The organism is Luteimonas sp. MC1825 (genome assembly GCF_014764385.1).
Classification (GTDB): domain Bacteria; phylum Pseudomonadota; class Gammaproteobacteria; order Xanthomonadales; family Xanthomonadaceae; genus Luteimonas.
In genome coordinates this window covers 2784879-2801497 of the sequence record NZ_CP061714.1, presented here as the reverse complement: position 1 = coordinate 2801497, position 16619 = coordinate 2784879, and the positions used below count along the sequence as shown (strand labels likewise).

The following is a 16619-nucleotide window of genomic DNA, read 5'->3' as shown; positions in this document are numbered from 1 at the left end:
CCCTCAGAAGGTGTACTTGATGTGGGTGTGCAGGCGGGTCAGGTCACCCTCGCGGTCGTCCTCGAGGAAGCGCTGGCCGAAGATCAGCTCCGCACCGACGTCGAGCTTCGGGAACGGCGAATAGATCAGGTTGGCGTGGAACGAGTGCGCGGCTTCGGTCACCCCGAAGCCGGTGATGGCCTTGTCGTTGTCGAACTCCGCGCGCGAGTACATGAGGTTGCTGCGCAGCTTGGGCGTGTAGGCGTGGCGCCAGGCGACGAACGCGCCGTAACCGTCGAGTGCGTCGAGGTCGCCGCTGGCGTCCACCACCACGTCGCTGCCGAGGCCGAACGCCAGGTAGCGGCCGATGCCCGAGCCGGCGTTGACCGCGTAGCGGATGTCGTCGCTGGGCCCCATGTTGAAGCGGCCGGAGACGCTGACGGCCGCGCCGGTCGCGGTCTCGTCCAGCCACTTGAACTGGCGCAGCAGGCCGGCAACGCTGAAGTGGCCCCAGTCGCCCTTGGTGGTCCAGCGCGCGGTGAGGTCGGGCAGCACATTGTCGCCGGTGTTGAAGCGCGCGCCGGCCGCGAGGTACGGCGTGACCGTGGTCTGCGGGTTCTCGATCGACACCGACCACGGACCCTTGGTGTAGCGCAGCTGGGCCTGGCGCACGAAGATGGTGCCGTCGGTGGGACCGACGAAGTCGACCGCCTCGGGCAGCGCCGCCACGTCCATGAAGTTGGACCAGGTCTGGCCCGCCAGCCATTCGTTCCAGCTCACGTAGGCATGGCGCAGCGCCACGCCGTAGGTGTTGGTGGCGGTCTCGTTGCCGAGCAGCGCATTGCTGCCGCCGCCGAACATGTCGGCCTCGATGTAGGCCTTGACCTTCTGGCCACCCTCGGTGACGTGGTCTGCGCTGAACCAGAAGCGCGAGAACTGCGCGTGCTGGTCGGTGTAGGCGTCGCCGCCGTCGGCACCCGGGCCGCCCACCGGGATCGCGGACGGCAGGTAGAACAGGCGCCCGGCCGAGCCGTCGGCGATCCGCCCGTCGCTGGTGTCGGTGACCATGGTGTCGAACTTGATGTTGCCGCCGTAGGAGAACGTGGTGCCGGCGTTGGCCGCGGTCATGATCGGCGTGGTCTGGATGCGCGGCTTGCCGTCGGCGGGCGCGGTGCCCGCCTGCGCGCTGCGCACCTCGGTCACCTCGGCGCGCGTCTCGGCCACGGTGGTCGCGGTCTGCTGCTGTTGCGCGAGCAGCTGTTCGACCATGCGTTCGAGCTGGGCCACGCGCGCCTCGAGCTCCTGTTCCTTCGCGGTTTGAGCGAGCGCCATCCCCGGCGCCAGCAGTGCGACCAGGACCGCTGTCGCGAGCAGGCGCCGAGGCGCCTTCGCAACAGGCCCCGGCCTGTCCAACAAGGTCCCACGTGGGACAGGCATTGCGGTCATGTTCCCCTCCGGAAGTGACGCAGCACAGGTTCGCCGCCGAGTGGACGGTCGCCCGCAGACTGAGCGACCCCTTGCACGCCGCATATTCGCCATTGGTCGAATACAGGGCGCAGCGCGACGAAGGTCTAAGGCCGTGGGCGTTGCGATGCGGCACACTTGTGCTTCGACGTTCCACCGGTGAACCGCCATGTCCGACCCGCAGACCGTGTATCCCGTCTCCGACGCCTTCGCCGCCGACGCTAATGTCACCCGCGCCGACTACGAGCGCGACTACGCCGAGTCGATCCGCGACCCGGATGCCTTCTGGGCGCGCATCGCCACGCGCCTGGAGTGGATGACGCCGCCGACGCAGATCCGCGATGTCAGCTTCGACCGTGAGGATTTCCGCATCCGCTGGTTCGCCGATGGCGAACTCAACGTGAGCGTGAACTGCCTCGACCGCCACCTCGCGACGCGCGGCGACAAGACCGCGCTGGTGTTCGAGCCCGACTCGCCGGGTGGCGACGCGCAGCGCGTCAGCTACCGCGACCTGCACGCGCGCGTGTGCCGACTGGCCAACGCGCTGCGCAACCTCGGCATCGCCAAGGGTGACCGCATCACCATCTACCTGCCGATGATCGTCGAGGCCGCGGTGGCCATGCTCGCCTGCGCACGCATCGGCGCGGTGCACACGGTGGTGTTCGGAGGCTTCTCGCCGAACTCCATCGCCGATCGCATCGGCAACTGCGGCTCGAGGCTCGTGATCACCGCCGACGAAGGCCGGCGTGGCGGCAAGACCGTGCCGCTCAAGGCGAATGTCGATGCCGCGCTGAAGATGCCCGGCACCACCACCGTCGAGACCGTGCTGGTGGTGCGCCACACCGGCGGCGCGGTGGACATGCAGATGCCGCGCGACCGCTGGTACGACGCCGTGGTCGACAGCCAGCCCGACACCTGCGAGCCCGAGCGCATGAACGCCGAGGACCCGCTGTTCATCCTCTACACGTCGGGTTCCACCGGCAAGCCCAAGGGCGTGCTGCATACCACCGGCGGCTACCTGCTGTTCGCGGCCTACACCCACGAGTGCGTGTTCGACCTCAAGGACAGCGATGTCTACTGGTGCACCGCCGACGTCGGCTGGGTCACCGGCCACAGCTACATCGTCTACGGGCCGCTCGCCAACGGCGCCACGTCGCTCATCTTCGAGGGCATCCCCAGCTACCCGGACGCCTCGCGCTTCTGGCAGGTCATCGACAAGCACAAGGTCACCATCTTCTACACCGCGCCGACCGCGATCCGCGCGCTGATGCGCGAGGGCGATGCCCCGGTGAAGGCGACTTCGCGCGCGTCGCTGCGCCTGCTGGGCAGCGTCGGCGAGCCGATCAATCCCGAAGCCTGGCGCTGGTACAACGATGTCGTCGGCGACGGCCGCTGCCCGATTGTCGACACCTGGTGGCAGACCGAGACCGGCGGCATCATGATTTCGCCGCTGCCCGGCGCCATCGACGCCAAGCCCGGCGCCGCCACGCGGCCGTTCTTCGGCGTGCGCCCGGCGCTGGTGGATGCCAGCGGCGAGATCATCGAGGGCGAAGGCGAGGGCAACCTGGTGATCCTCGATTCCTGGCCGGGCCAGATGCGCACCGTGTACGGCGACCACCCGCGCTTCATCGAGACCTACTTCAGCACCTATCCCGGCACCTATTTCACCGGCGACGGCTGCCGCCGCGATGCCGACGGCGACTACTGGATCACCGGGCGCGTCGACGACGTGATCAACGTCAGCGGCCACCGCATCGGCACCGCCGAAGTCGAGAGCGCGCTGGTCTCGCACCCCAAGGTCGCCGAGGCCGCGGTGGTCGGCTTCCCGCACGACATCAAGGGCCAGGGCATCTACGCCTACGTCACCCTGGTGGCGGGCGAGGCCGAGAGCGACGCGCTGCTGAAGGAGCTGGTGGCGCACGTGCGCCGCGAGATCGGCCCGATCGCCTCGCCCGACTTCCTGCAGTGGGCCACCGCGCTGCCCAAGACGCGCTCCGGCAAGATCATGCGCCGCATCCTGCGCAAGATCGCCGAGAACGCGCCGGACCAGCTGGGCGACACCAGCACGCTGGCGGATCCGTCGGTCGTCGATGCGCTGCTCGGCAACCGCCGGCAGCCGTGACCTGACCCAGGCCCACCGCCCCCATGACCGAAGCACCCCCCGCCACGTGACCACCCTGCTCATCGCCGACGACCACCCGCTGTTCCGCGAGGCGCTGCGCGGCGTGGTGGCGCGCGTGCTGCCCGCGGCCACGCTGCGCGAGGCCGACAGCGTCGAGGCCCTGTACGCGATGGTCGAGGCCGAGGCCGACGCCGACCTGCTGCTGCTCGACCTCAACATGCCCGGCGCGCACGGCTTCAGCGCGCTCGTGCACCTGCGCGCCCAGCACCCGGAGCTGCCGATCGTGGTGGTGTCGGCGCGCGAGGAACCCGACGTGATGCGCCGCGCGCTGGACCACGGCGCGATGGGCTTCATCCCCAAGTCGGCTGATGCCGGCACCCTCGGCCAGGCCATCACCGCCGTGCTCGACGGCGACCGCTGGGCGCCCGCCGCGGCGCGCGCGGCGCCGGCCGCCGGCGCCGACGAACACGACGCCGCACGCCGCGTCGCCGACCTCACCCCGCAGCAGTTCCGCGTGCTGCAGATGCTCGGTGCGGGCCTGCTCAACAAGCAGATCGGCTACGAGCTGGGCGTGTCCGAGGCCACCATCAAGGCGCACATGACCGCGATCCTGCGCAAGCTCGGCGCCAGCAACCGCACCCAGGCGGTGCTGGTGGCCGGCAGGCTGGCGTTGGACCCGGGCAGCATCAAGCCGCAGCCGGACGAAGCGGTCTAAGCTTCGTACACGTTCGAGATCGACCACGCGGCACCACATTGATCGCCAGCTGCCGAGCCGGAGCTGGATGCGCAAAGGTGGCACCCACCATCTCGACGACGCCTACGCGTACGACGGCAACGGCAACGTCACCTCCATCGTGGACAACCGGCTCGGCGGCAGTGGCCGGCGTACCCGGACCATGACCTACGACGGGCTGGACCGGCTGCAGGCGGTGGCCTCGAACATGTACGGGACGGCGGGGGCGACCTACACCTACAACGTGCTCGACGACCTGACCCGGGTGAAGATCGGCGGCACGGCGGCGCGCGACCACTACTACTGCTACGACAACGGGCAGCTCACCAGCATCAGGACGGCGGCCTGCAGCGGCGGAGGGAGCACGGTGCACGGCTTGGGCTACGACGTACAGGGCAACCTGGAAAACAAGGACGGACAGCACTACCGGTTCGATTACGGCAACCGGCTGCGCGAAGTGGACGGGGTGGAGCGCTACCGCTACGACGCCCACGGGCGGCGGGTGCTGGCGATGCAGTTCGCGACCGGCACGGTGCTGTCCATGTATGGCCAGGATGGCCGGCTGATGTACCAGAAGAGCGACCGTACAGGGCAGCAGAGCGACTACCTGTACCTGGGCGGAAGCCTGGTGGCGATCCGGGACGAGCCGATCGGCGGTGGTGCCGCAACGCTGAAGTACCAGCACACCGATGCGTTGGGGAGCCCTGTAGTCGTGACGAACGAGGTCGGCACGGCGTTGGAGACGACAGAGTATGAGCCGTACGGGAAGGTGCTGAACCGGCCGGTGCATGATGGACCGGGGTATACGGGCCACGTGGAGGATGCAGCAACGGGATTGGTGCAGATGCAGCAGCGCTATTACGATCCTGGCGTTGGGCGGTTCCTGAGCGTTGATCCGGTGACGGCATACAGCAGCCCCGTGGTGCAGTTCAATCGGTATCGGTATGCAAACAGCAATCCCTATCGATTCATCGACCCGGATGGAAGATGCGCTAGAGCCACCGGCTCTATGATTTGCGGCGGCGCAGCTGGCATGGCAGCTATGGCGACCACCGCCAAAGCAGTTCCGACGGGCGCCCGGGCAGAATCAAAAACTTTATCCGGGGTGCCAGCTGCCGCAGATCGAAATGACCAGAAGATCGTCGGGAATGTGAACAAAGGAATAGAAGGAGCGCGCGGACGAATTGATAGGGCGAAAGACCCAGTTCTGAATGGCGCTTGGAACTCAACAGAGTAGAAATGGAATCCCACTGATCCGGAACTATCGGGTGAGAAGACCGCGGCATATGTCAACCCCGCGTTGCCGCAAGTTGTGAATGTCGGAAGGTACTTCGGGAGATTTGCAGATAGTACGCAGATGTTCGACTACCACAATGCCTCCTTTGTCGGCGTCTCTAGTGCGTTGACATTCGCGGCGCTGCACGAGTTTGCACATGTCGTGCAGGCGGGGGTTGGAACACCGGGTGCGGTGCGTGAGCGAATGGCGAACGGGTTCGCGTATAGAAGAATTCACTTCACGGAGCGAGGAAATTTCGAATGCGATGGATGCATGGAGTAGCATCTCTTGTGGCAGCTCTTCTTTGCATGTCCGGCGGTGCCCGTGCGGGGGCGGACGTCGAGGATGCCGGGGCTGACAGGGTTTATCTGTACTCAACGCCACGTCATACGGACGGCATGGATGCTGTTATCAGCTCTCGACGACGGACCATGAGGCTTGGTTCTGACATGGTTGCTTTGCGGCCGTGCGAGGTGGCTGGGACTGTAGAATGTTTGAAGTCGGATTACTTCAATCTCCAAGTGCCAAGAGCAATAGATATGCCCTGGTGGTTCGACGGAGAGTTCGGCTTTACGTACTTGGGCAAGCAACGGGTTTCATTCGGCGGGGCTACTGAGGTTTCAGTCATAGCTTCATTTCAGCGCCAATCGATGTTCTTGTTTTACATAGACCAGGATGCCGGACTAATTGGCTGGACGCATGTTTCAAACGTCTTGGGCATACCAGAAAGCTATATTCTGGAAGTCAAAGTACCAGATGGAGTGAACTGAGTCGTCCTTGGTTTCGTAGATGCCTCAGAGACTGATTCTGAATTGCGGAATCAGTGATCTGGCGCGCAATAACTTGCATAGGATGTGGGAAGGCTCCCTCCGCAAGTACGTAACGTGATGATGATGCGGTAATACCTCCATCAGTTTGTCGACCGCACAAAGAATCGCGCGCTAGACAGTACGCCGCTAACCGGCTCTAGAGACTAAACCCCGCGTGCGCACTCCGCTGCGCCGCCAGGAACGCCCGCAGTGACGCCGGCTTGATCGGCTTGGTCAGCACCCGGTAGCCGCGCGCGCGCGCGGCGCGCTTCACCTGGTCGCTGCCGTCGGCGGTGACCAGCGCGCCGGGCAGGTGCGCTGCGTGCTCGCGCAGCGCGTCGAGCGTGTCCAGGCCGTCGAGGCGGTCGTGCAGGTGGTAGTCGACCAGCAGCACGTCGGGCTCGCCGGCCATCTGCGCCAGCGCCTGGTCCACGGTGCTGGCGCGCAGCACGTCGATTTTCCAGCGCCCCAGCAGCACCGCCATGCCGGCGAGGATGTCGGGGTCGTTGTCGACGCACAGCACGCGCATGCCCGCCAGCGAATCGGGCAGGCCACCGCCCTGTACGGGTTCGGGTGTCGGCTCGGCATGGGCGGCGCGCGGCACGCGGATCGAGAACATGCTGCCGCGGCCGGTGCGCGAGCGCACGTCCAGCTGGTGGTCGAGGACCGCCGAGATGCGCTGGCAGATCGACAGCCCGAGCCCCAGGCCCTGTTCGTCCCAGCTGCCGGGGTGCTCGAGGCGGAAGAACTCTTCGAAGATCTGCCGAAGGTGGTAGTCGGGAATGCCCGGCCCGGTGTCCCAGACCTGCAGTTCCACCTCGTCGCCACGCGGCCGCGCTGCGAGCACGATGCGGCCCTCGCGCGTGTAGCGCAGCGCGTTGGCCAGGAAGTTCTGCAGCACGCGGCGCAGCAGGCGGCGGTCGCTGCGCACCGGCAGGTGGGCGCCGTGCACGCGCAGGTCGATGCCGCGGGCCGCCGCCAGCGGCGCGTACTGCGCGACCAGTTGCTCCATGAGCTCGGTGGCGTCGAAGTTGGCGAGCTGCGGCTGCAGCGCGCCGGCGTCCAGGCGCGAGACGTCGAGCAGGCCTTCGAGCAGTTCCTCCGCGGCGCGCAGCGAGGTGTCGACGCGTTCGGCGAGGTGGCGCTGCTCGGCGACGGTATCGCTTTCGCGCAAGGCCGAGGCGAACAGGCGCGCGGCGTTGAGCGGCTGCAGCACGTCGTGGCTCACCGCGGCCAGGAACCGCGTGCGCGACGCCTGCGCGGCTTCGGCTTCGCGCGTGCGTTCGGCGACGCGCTGTTCGAGCGTCTCGTTGACCTCGCGCAGCGCGCCTTCCACGCGCTTGTACTCGGTGACGTCGCTGTAGCTCGTCACGTAGCCGCCGCCCGGAAGCGGCTGGCCGCGCATCTCCACCACCTGGCCCGATGCGCGCACGCGTTCGAATACGTACGGCGAGCCGGCGCGCATGTAGTCGACGCGCTTGGCGATCTCCGCTTCCACGTCGGGGTTGCCGCCGCCGAGCTCACCGCGCAGCGCGTTGTAGCGGATCAGGTCGGCGACCGGGCGGCCGACGTAGAGCATGCCGTCGGGGTAGCCGAACATTTCCAGGTAGCGCCGGTTCCACGACACCAGGCGCATGCCGCGGTCGACCACGCTGACGCCCTGGTCCAGGTTGTCGAGCGTGGCGGACAGGATCGCGCGGTCGAAGCGCAGGTCCTGGCCGGCCTCGTCGAGCACGGCGACCACTTCGGCCACGTCCATGCCCGAACCCTTGAGCGCACTGGTCAGCACCAGCCGCGCCGAGGACGCGCCGATCGCCGCCGCCAGCAGGCGCTCGGTGAACTGCACCCAGCTGCGGTCGGCGGCGGCGGCGGGCTGCAGGTCGCGCGCGCTGGCCAGCGCGTGGTCGTCGAAGGCGCGGCGCGCGGTGGCTTCACCGACGATGCGCCCGGCGAGCGTCAGCAGGTCGCCGACCAGCACGCCGCTGTGCGACACGCCGCTGCCCAGCGGCTCGCGCGCGGTGGAATACGGATCCAGGAACGGCGCGGTGCGCAGGCGCTCCTCGAAGCCCGGGCGCCAGCGCGCCGACACCAGGAACAGCGTGCCGATGTTGACCAGCAGCGACCAGAACGTGCCGTGGGTCAGCGCATCCCAGCCGGCCAGGCCGAACATCTGCCGCGGGCGCAGCCAGTCGATGCCGAACGGGCCGGCGACCAGCCACGTGCCATCGAACCAGCCGGCATCGGTCAGCGTGGGCAGAAGCAGGGTGTAGACCCACATGCCGAAGCCGAGCAGCAGCCCCGCCTCCACGCCCTGGCGGCTGGCGCCGCGCCAGTACAGGCCGCCGATCAGCGCCGGCGCGAACTGCGCCACCGCGGCAAACGACATCAGGCCGTAGGCGGCGAGCGTGGTGTCGCTGCCGCTGACCCGGTAATAGCCGTAGGCCATCGCGGCGAAGCACACGATCGCCACGCGGCGGATCCACAGCACGGTGGAGGCGACGTTGCCGCCGTGGCGCTGCGCCCAGCCTCGCGCCAGCAGCGGCGGCATCACCAGGTCGTTGCTGACCATGGTGGCCAGCGCCACCGAGGCCACGATCACCATGCCGGTGGCCGCCGAGAATCCGCCCACGTAGGCGAACAGCGCCAGCATGTCGTTGCCCTCGGCCAGCGGCAGCGCCAGCACGAAGGTGTCGGGCGCGACCGCGCCGTCGCTGCCGAACATCGCCACGCCGGCACCGGCGATGGGCAGCACCGCCGCCGAGACCAGGATCAGGTAGCTGCCGAACATCCAGCGCGCGCGGCGGATGTCGGCCACGTTCACGCATTCCACCACCGCCACGTGGAACTGGCGCGGCAGGCAGATGATCGCGGTGAAGGCGAGCAGGGTCTGGCCGATGAAGCCCACCGGCGGCGCGTTGTCGACCAGCGCGCGCGTCGCATCGGCCAGCGGCAGGTTGTTGGCGCCGAGCCAGCGCATCGCGAACACGCCGACGAAGATCAGCGCCACCAGCTTGACCATCGACTCCAGCGCGATGGCCAGCATCATGCCCGGGCGGTGCTCGGTGGCGTCCACCTGGCGCGTGCCGTAAAGGATCGCGAACAGCGCCATCAGCACCGCGACGTAGATCGCCGGGTCGCCGATGCGCGCCATCACTTCGTCGCGGCCGCCGCCCAGCACGTGCAGGCTGAGCGTGACCGCCTTGTACTGCAACGCCAGGTACGGCACCGCGGCCAGCAGGGCGATCAACGTGACCAGCGCGGCCAGGCGCTGCGAGCGGCCGTAGCGCGCGGCGATGAAGTCAGCGATCGACACCGTGCTCTGCGTCTGCGCGATCAGCGCCAGGCGCTCGAGGATGCGCCAGCCGAACAGCAGCATCAGCAGCGGGCCGAGGTAGATCGCGAAGTAGCCGACGCCGTTGCGCGCGGCGGTGCCGACCGCGCCGTAGAAGGTCCACGACGAGCAGTACACGGCCAGCGACAGGCTGTAGACCATCGGCCGCAGCCAGCGGCTGCCGGCGCGCAGGTGCACCGGATACCGGTCGCCCCACCACGCCACCGCGAACAGCAGCGCGGCATAGCCGAGCGACACCAGCAGCAGCATCCAGCCAGGCAGCATCCGCGTCCCCTCAACCCGATGCCGGAGTGTAGGCGCACAACCGGACAGGCGCGCCACCGGCCCGGGCGGCGCCCACGAAAAAGCCCGCCTTGCGGCGGGCTTTTCCTGGAACGGGTCGGCGGGACCTTACTTGATCTTGCCTTCCTTGTAGATCACGTGCTTCCGGACGACGGGATCGTACTTCTTGATCTCCATCTTGTTCGGCGTGTTCTTCTTGTTCTTGTCCGTGGTGTAGAAATGCCCGGTGTTGGCCGAGGAGATCAGACGGATCTTGTCGCGCTTGCCTGCCATTGTCGTGTGCTCCTCAGACCTTTTCGCCGCGGGCGCGGAGATCGGACAGGACGACATCAATGCCGTTCTTGTCGATGGTGCGCATGGCGGCAGCGGAAACGCGCAGCTTCACCCAACGGTTCTCACTGGCGACCCAGAAGCGGCGCTCGTGCAGGTTGGGGAGGAAACGACGACGGGTTTTGTTGTTGGCGTGCGAGACGTTGTTGCCGCTCTGCACGCGCTTGCCGGTCACCTGGCATACACGGGACATGACGCACCTCGATGGTGTTGGTTGCACCCCATGGCCTGGGGAACGGCGGCCCCGGCACACCCCTCGGGGGATGCCACGCGATACGGGTCTGCAGGCACTGCCAGGGCGCGCCGGAATCGCATTTCCGGGCCGCCAGGACCTTCCATAGGGAAGGCGGGCGCAGCGAGCCGGGCATTTTGCTGCAAACCCGGGCTGTTTTGCAAGGCATGGGCCATCTGGCTGCGAATGCCACCCCAGCCGGGTGGCGGCGGGGAAATGCCTAGCGCTGCGCGCGCAGCCGCTCCAGCACGCCGTCCAGCGTGTCCAGGTCGCTGTAGTGGATGACCAGCCGGCCCTTGTTGCCGCGGCCGTGGGCGATGCTCACCCGGGTGGCCAGCGATTCGGACAGCTCGGTCTCCAGCGCCGCGATGTCGGCCTGCGGGCGCGCCTTGCCGGTGGCGGCCTTCTTGCGGCCATTGGCCGGCACGCGGCCGGCGGCGAACTGCTGGGCGCGGTGCTCCACCTCGCGCACCGACCAGCCGTGCTCGGCGGCGTCCGAGGCCAGCTTGCTGGCCAGCTCCGGCGACAGCGTCAGCAGCGCGCGCGCGTGGCCCATTTCCAGGCGCTTGGCCTCGAGCAGGGCGCGGATGGCGGGCGGCAGTTCCAGCAGGCGCAGCAGGTTGGACACCGCCGCGCGCGACCGGCCGACGGCTTCCGCGGCCTGGGCGTGGGTAAGGTCGAATTCGTCGATCAGGCGCTGCAGCGCCTGCGCTTCCTCGAGGGGGTTCAGGTCTTCGCGCTGGATGTTCTCGATCAGCGCCATCGCGACCACGGTGCGGTCGTCGACCTCGCGCACCACCGCCGGGATCTCGGCAAGCCCCGCCTGGCGCGACGCGCGCCAGCGGCGCTCGCCGGCGATGATCTCGTAGGTGCGGTCGGGCAGCTGGCGGACCACGATCGGCTGGATCACGCCCTGCGCCTTGATCGATTCCGCCAGCTCGGTGAGCTTGTCGGGGTCCATCGAGCGCCGCGGCTGGTACTTGCCCGGTGCCAGCGCATCGACCGGCAGCGTGCGCAGGGTGTCGCCGGGGCGCGCCTCGAGGACCGGCGCTTCGGCGGCCTTGGGCCCGAGCAGGGCTTCCAGCCCGCGTCCGAGGCCGCGCTTCTTGGCCGCACCCTTCGCCGGCGCGTTCTTTGCAGCGGTCATGCCGCCTTCTCCTGTTGGTCGCGCTCGCGCTGGCGGCGCAGCACCTCGCCGGCCAGGCCGAGGTAGGCGATGGCGCCGCGCGAGCCGCGGTCGTAGCCGACGATGCTCTGTCCGTGGCTGGGGGCCTCGGCCAGGCGCACGTTGCGCGGCACGATGGTGCGGAAGACCTGGTTGCCGAAATGGCTGACGAGTTCGGCCGAGACCGCATTGGCGAGGTTGTTGCGCACGTCGAACATGGTGCGCAGCACGCCCTCGATCTGCAGTCCCGGATTCAGCTTGCCCTTCAGCGCCTCGATCGTCGCCAGCAGCGACGTCAGGCCCTCGAGCGCGTAGTACTCGCACTGCATCGGCACCAGCACGCTGTCGGCGGCGGTGAGCGCGTTGAGCGTGAGCAGCGACAGCGCCGGCGGGCAGTCGATGATGATGTAGTCGTATTTCGGTCGCAGCGGGTCGAGTGCGCGCTTGAGGCGCTGCTCGCGGCCTTCCTCGTCCATCAGCCCGATCTCGGCCGCGGTGAGGTCGGTGTTGCCGGGCATCAGGTCGAAACCTTCGGGCGTGGCGACGATGGCGTCGGTGGCGCTCGACTCTTCCAGCAGCACGTCGCAGGTGGACGCGGCCACCTCGCGCTTGTCGATGCCGCTGCCCATGGTGGCGTTGCCCTGGGCGTCGAGGTCGACCAGCAGCACGCGCTGCGGCGTGGCGGCGAGCGCGGCGGCCAGGTTGACGGCCGTCGTGGTCTTTCCGACGCCGCCCTTCTGGTTGGCGATGGCGATGATGCGGGCCATGGGCTCCGGCTGCCTCGATGCAGCGAATACGACGGGGATCCCCGGCCACACCCCGGCCGGGTCGGTGATTATGCCCCGCCCGGGCCCGCGCGTCGCACCACCACGAGGTGGCGTTCGGCGTCAAGGCCGGGAACGGCGAGCGGATGCACCGCTTCAAGCGCCCAGTCGCCCGTCAGCGCGGCGATCTCGGCCTCGGGCCGCGCGCCCTTCATCGCCAGCAGGCGGCCTTCCGGCGTGAGCAGGTGCCCGCCGGCGGCGAGGATGTCGGGCAGGGTGGCCATGGCGCGCGCGGTGATCGCGTCGAATGCCCCCGGCTGGTCGACCGCCTCGGCGCGGCATTCGGCCACGCGCGCGTTCGCCAGGCCCAGCGTGCGCACCGCCTCGCGCAGGAAGCGTGCCTTCTTGCCGTTGGATTCCACCAGGGTGACCTGGAGCGCGGGCAGCGCGATCGCCAGCGGAATGCCGGGCAGGCCGGCGCCGGTGCCGAGGTCGGCCAGGCTGGCGACGTCGCGCACATGCGCGTGCATCGCCAGCGAATCGAGCAGGTGGAGCGTGACCATGTCGCCCGGGTCGCGGATGGCGGTCAGGTTGTAGGTGCGGTTCCAGCGCGCCAGCAGGTCGAGGTAGGCGGACAGCGGCGCGGCGAGCGCCGGCGCGAGGTCGAGGGCTTCGAGCCCGGTTTCGAGCGCGGCGTAATGGCGGGGATCGGTCATGCCGGCATTGTAGGCGGCGGCCCGGGGCCAGCGTGCCTCAGGGCCAGCGCGGGCGCCAGGCGACGGTGGCCAGGTAGTCCGGCGCGGGGCGGAACGCGTGCAGCGTCCAGTCGCCGGGTGCGCCCAGTGCCGGATCGCAGTCGACCAGCGCCCAGTCATCACCGTCGGGCGCGAACACCAGGCGGTGCAGGCCGAACGACAGCCCCTGGCCGTGCGCCTTCAGCACCGCTTCCTTGGCGCACCACAGCCTGACGAATGCGCCCTCGCGCCGGTCGTCGGGCAACGCCGCAAGCGTGGCCGCCTCGCTGGCGGCGAAGAAGCGGTTGGCGAGCACCTGCGCCTTGGGCCGCGGACGCTCCAGCTCGAGGTCGATGCCGATCCGCACGTCGGCCGCCAGCGCCATCAGCAGGCCGTCGCCGCTGTGGCTCCAGCTGGCGTCGAACCCGCCGTGGCCCGCGCCCAGCAGCGGCCGGCCATGCGTGTCGCGGGTGATCTCCAGCGACGCGGGCAGGCCGCCGAGCTGTCCGGCAAGCCAGGTGCGTACCAGCGGCTCGGCGGGCGCACCATGGCGGTAGGGCTGCCAGGCGCAGCGGACGGGGCCGACCTGGAGCTGGCCGGGGGCAAGCGGCATCGGTGCGCTGATCCTTGGGGACTCGGGTTGGCCAGCGTAAAGTAACGGCGTGGTTGCATGGGCTTCGGCCGCGAACAGGGGGCGCTCGCGCGCCAGGGAGTATCCAGCGACATGTCGGCTGTCATCGAGACCCATCCGCGGCAGCCAGCCGCCGGCGCCCAGGCGACCCCGCTGGCGGTCGGCGCACCCGGCCGCCCGGTGGCGTTTGGCGCGGGCGGCAGCGTGGCGCAGGCGGATTTCGTGGCCGAGGCGACGGCGCTGGCGGCCCTGCTGCCGGACCGGCCGTACGCGGTGAACCTGTGCGAACACCGTTACGCGTTCCTGGTGGCATTCGCCGCTGCCATGCTGCGCGGCCAGACCACGCTGCTGCCGCCATCGCGCACCCGCCACGCGATCGACGAGGTCCGCGCCCACCACCCCGACAGCTACTGCCTGGGCGACAGCGATGCCGCCGGCTACGAGGCCATCGCGCCCCTGCCGCAGTACCTGCGCCTGCCCGATCCCCTGCCGCGCGCCGCCCACGGCGGCGACATGCCGCAGGTGGCGGGCGATGCCACCGTCGCCATCGGCTACACCTCCGGCAGCACCGGTGCGCCCAAGGCCAACCACAAGACCTGGCGCAGCTTCGCGGCCAGCACCGCCCAGAACATGGCCGCGCTCGCCGACCTGCTGCCGGCCGGGGCCACCGCGCACATCGTGGCCACGGTGCCGCCGCAGCACATGTATGGCATGGAGATGTCGGTGCTGCTGCCGCTGGTCGGCGGCGTGGCGGTGCACGATGCACGGCCGTTCTTCCCGGTCGACATCGCCGCGGCGCTGGCCGCCGCGCCGCTGCCGCCGCTGCTGGTCACCACGCCCGTGCACCTGCGCGCGCTGGTCGAATCGGGCATCGCGCTGCCGCCGCTGGCCGGCATCGTCGCGTCCACGGCGGCCCTGCCGGTGGAGCTTGCGGTCGCCGCGGAAACCCGCTTCGGCTGCGAGGTGCGCGAGCTGTTCGGCTCCACCGAGACCTGCATCCTCGCGCGCCGGCGCACCGCCTGCGAGGAGGAGTGGACCCTGCTGCCCGGCGTCGAGCTGCTCCCCCGGCCCGACCGCACCATGGTCCATGCCGCCCATCTCGCCACCGCCGTGGCATTGGCCGACATCGTCGAACTGCGCCCCGGTGGCCGCTTCCGCCTGTGCGGGCGGCAGTCGGACCTGCTGGAGATCGCCGGCAAGCGCGCTTCGCTCGGCGACCTCACGCGCCGCCTGCTGGCGATCCCCGGCGTCGTCGATGCCGCCCTGCTGCAGCTCGATCCGGACGCCTTCGGGGTGCGCCGCCTGGCCGCCGCCGTGGTCGCGCCAGGGCTCGATGAAGCCGCCATCCTCGCCGCGCTGCGGCAGGCCGTGGATCCGGTGTTCCTGCCACGTCCGCTTCGCCTGGTGACGGCGCTGCCACGCAACGAAACCGGCAAATTGCCGCGCGAGGCACTGCTCGCCCTGCTCCAGCACGGCGGTGCCTGGGCCCCTCCACAGGGCCTCGCCGCTACGCAGTCGTCACGCGACCCCCGGGAAACTGCGCCGGCGCCGTCCCTCTTCACGGGTTCGGCCCCCGTGACCACCTGGAGAATCGAATGAATTTCATCATCTACCTGATCGTTGGTGGCATCGCCGGCTGGCTCGCCAGCATGATCATGCGCACCGACGGACAGCAGGGCCTCCTGCTCAACATCATCGTCGGCATCATCGGCGGCTTCCTGGGTGGCTGGCTGCTGCCGGCCATCGGCCTCGGCCTGGGTGGCGGCTGGATCGGCTTCCTGATCACTGCGCTGATCGGCGCGGTCATCCTGCTGGCCATCGTCAACCTGTTCCGCCGTGGCAGCGTGCGCTGACCTGACCAGGTCGGTGTGAAAAAGGCCCGGCATTGCCGGGCCTTTTTTTGTGCGTTCAAGGCGCCCCGGGTGCCGACGCCCTTGAGGGCTCAACCGCCCAGGCGCACCCAGGCCGGGGCGTGGTCGCTCGGACGCTCCCAGGTGCGCGGCTCGCGGTCGATGCCGCTGGCCACGGCCTCGGCGCGCAGGGCGTCCGACACCAGCGTCAGGTCGATGCGCAGGCCCATGTCGCGACGGAATGCCGCCTGGCGGTAGTCCCACCAGCTGAACACGCCGGCCTCGTCGTTGTGCAGGCGGAACGCGTCATGCAGGCCGAGGGCGAGCAGGGCGCGCAGCGCAGCGCGCTCGGCGGTGGAGGTGAGGATGTGCCCCTCGTTCCAGACCGCCGGGTCGTGCACATCGCGTTCGTCGGGCGCGATGTTGAAGTCGCCCACTACCACCAGCCGCGGATGCTGCGTGCGTTCGGCTGCCAGCCAGTCGCGCACCGCCGCCAGCCAGCGCAGCTTGTAGGCGTATTTCTCGGTGCCGACGTCCTGGCCGTTGACCACGTACAGGTTGACGATGCGCACGTCGCCGACCGTGGCGGCGATCACCCGCTTCTGCTCGTCCTCGAACCCCGGGATCCCGATCTGCACATCGGCGGGCGCCTGGCCGCGGGCGAGGATGGCCACCCCGTTGTAGGTCTTCTGCCCCGAGAACACGCTGCGGTAGCCGAGCGCGGCCAGCGCGTCGTCGGGGAAGCGCGCATCGTCGAGCTTGGTCTCCTGGATGCCGACGACGTCCGGCGCGGCGTCCTTCAGCCATTGCTCGAGGTGCGGCAGGCGCACGTTGAGCGAGTTCACGTTCCAGCTGGCGATTTTCAATGCGGGGCTCCGGCGCGCGATGGCGGCGAC

Annotated in this window: 14 protein-coding genes and 1 pseudogene; 6 read left to right on the top strand and 9 right to left on the bottom strand. The window is 69.3% G+C overall.

The window, feature by feature from the left end; translation table 11 throughout:
* Positions 1-3: 3 nt before the first annotated feature.
* Positions 4-1311, bottom strand: coding sequence for a DcaP family trimeric outer membrane transporter (locus IDM46_RS12975; RefSeq protein ID WP_223877978.1), 1308 nt, complete (start codon positions 1309-1311; stop codon positions 4-6).
* A gap of 301 nt (positions 1312-1612) precedes the next feature.
* Between IDM46_RS12975 and acs the strand changes: the two genes are divergently transcribed.
* From acs to IDM46_RS12955, 4 genes are all read left to right on the top strand, one after another.
* Positions 1613-3565 carry an acetate--CoA ligase gene (gene acs, locus IDM46_RS12970; protein ID WP_185115998.1) on the top strand — a complete coding sequence of 651 codons (1953 nt, stop codon included), beginning with the start codon at positions 1613-1615 and terminating at the stop codon, positions 3563-3565.
* A gap of 46 nt (positions 3566-3611) precedes the next feature.
* Complete coding sequence (locus IDM46_RS12965; protein WP_185115997.1) at positions 3612-4280, top strand: response regulator transcription factor; 669 nt, start codon at positions 3612-3614, stop codon at positions 4278-4280.
* A 67-nt stretch (positions 4281-4347) separates the two neighbouring features.
* Complete coding sequence (locus IDM46_RS13615) at positions 4348-5535, top strand: RHS repeat-associated core domain-containing protein (RefSeq protein ID WP_223877977.1); 1188 nt, start codon at positions 4348-4350, stop codon at positions 5533-5535.
* Between the two features lie 347 nt (positions 5536-5882).
* The gene (locus IDM46_RS12955) at positions 5883-6344 is read left to right on the top strand and encodes a hypothetical protein (RefSeq protein ID WP_185115996.1); all 462 of its coding nucleotides are present in this window, start codon (positions 5883-5885) and stop codon (positions 6342-6344) included.
* Positions 6345-6540: 196 nt separating this feature from the next.
* On the opposite strand, the gene IDM46_RS12950 is transcribed toward IDM46_RS12955, so the two are convergent.
* From IDM46_RS12950 to IDM46_RS12920, 7 genes are all read right to left on the bottom strand, one after another.
* On the bottom strand, positions 6541-9999 hold the full coding sequence (locus IDM46_RS12950) for a PAS domain-containing hybrid sensor histidine kinase/response regulator (RefSeq protein ID WP_185115995.1): 3459 nt from the start codon (positions 9997-9999) through the stop codon (positions 6541-6543).
* Positions 10000-10125: 126 nt separating this feature from the next.
* Positions 10126-10290 (bottom strand): 50S ribosomal protein L33, encoded by a 165-nt coding sequence (gene rpmG, locus IDM46_RS12945; RefSeq protein WP_078757955.1) that lies wholly within the window; start codon positions 10288-10290, stop codon positions 10126-10128.
* A gap of 13 nt (positions 10291-10303) precedes the next feature.
* Positions 10304-10540, bottom strand: a complete 237-nt coding sequence (gene rpmB / locus IDM46_RS12940; RefSeq protein ID WP_182824244.1) for a 50S ribosomal protein L28 — start codon at positions 10538-10540, stop codon at positions 10304-10306.
* Between the two features lie 259 nt (positions 10541-10799).
* A complete protein-coding gene (locus tag IDM46_RS12935; RefSeq protein WP_185115994.1) occupies positions 10800-11726 on the bottom strand; it encodes a ParB/RepB/Spo0J family partition protein in 927 nt (308 codons plus the stop codon).
* Complete coding sequence (locus IDM46_RS12930; protein ID WP_185115993.1) at positions 11723-12511, bottom strand: AAA family ATPase; 789 nt, start codon at positions 12509-12511, stop codon at positions 11723-11725. Before IDM46_RS12930 ends, IDM46_RS12935 begins: the two co-directional genes overlap by 4 nt.
* Positions 12512-12579: 68 nt before the next feature.
* A complete protein-coding gene (gene rsmG / locus IDM46_RS12925) occupies positions 12580-13224 on the bottom strand; it encodes a 16S rRNA (guanine(527)-N(7))-methyltransferase RsmG (protein ID WP_185115992.1) in 645 nt (214 codons plus the stop codon).
* A 37-nt stretch (positions 13225-13261) separates the two neighbouring features.
* Positions 13262-13855: a 4'-phosphopantetheinyl transferase superfamily protein gene (locus IDM46_RS12920; protein WP_182824253.1), complete on the bottom strand. Its 594-nt coding sequence runs from the start codon at positions 13853-13855 to the stop codon at positions 13262-13264.
* 111 nt (positions 13856-13966) lie between these two features.
* Between IDM46_RS12920 and IDM46_RS12915 the strand changes: the two are divergent.
* A pseudogene (locus IDM46_RS12915) lies at positions 13967-15340 on the top strand (AMP-binding protein); the annotation flags it as partial.
* 128 nt (positions 15341-15468) lie between these two features.
* Positions 15469-15726 carry a GlsB/YeaQ/YmgE family stress response membrane protein gene (locus IDM46_RS12910; RefSeq protein WP_182824258.1) on the top strand — a complete coding sequence of 86 codons (258 nt, stop codon included), beginning with the start codon at positions 15469-15471 and terminating at the stop codon, positions 15724-15726.
* Between the two features lie 89 nt (positions 15727-15815).
* Here IDM46_RS12910 and xth read toward each other — a convergent pair whose 3' ends face one another.
* Positions 15816-16589 (bottom strand): exodeoxyribonuclease III, encoded by a 774-nt coding sequence (xth, locus tag IDM46_RS12905; protein ID WP_182824260.1) that lies wholly within the window; start codon positions 16587-16589, stop codon positions 15816-15818.
* Between the last annotated feature and the right edge of the window lie 30 nt (positions 16590-16619).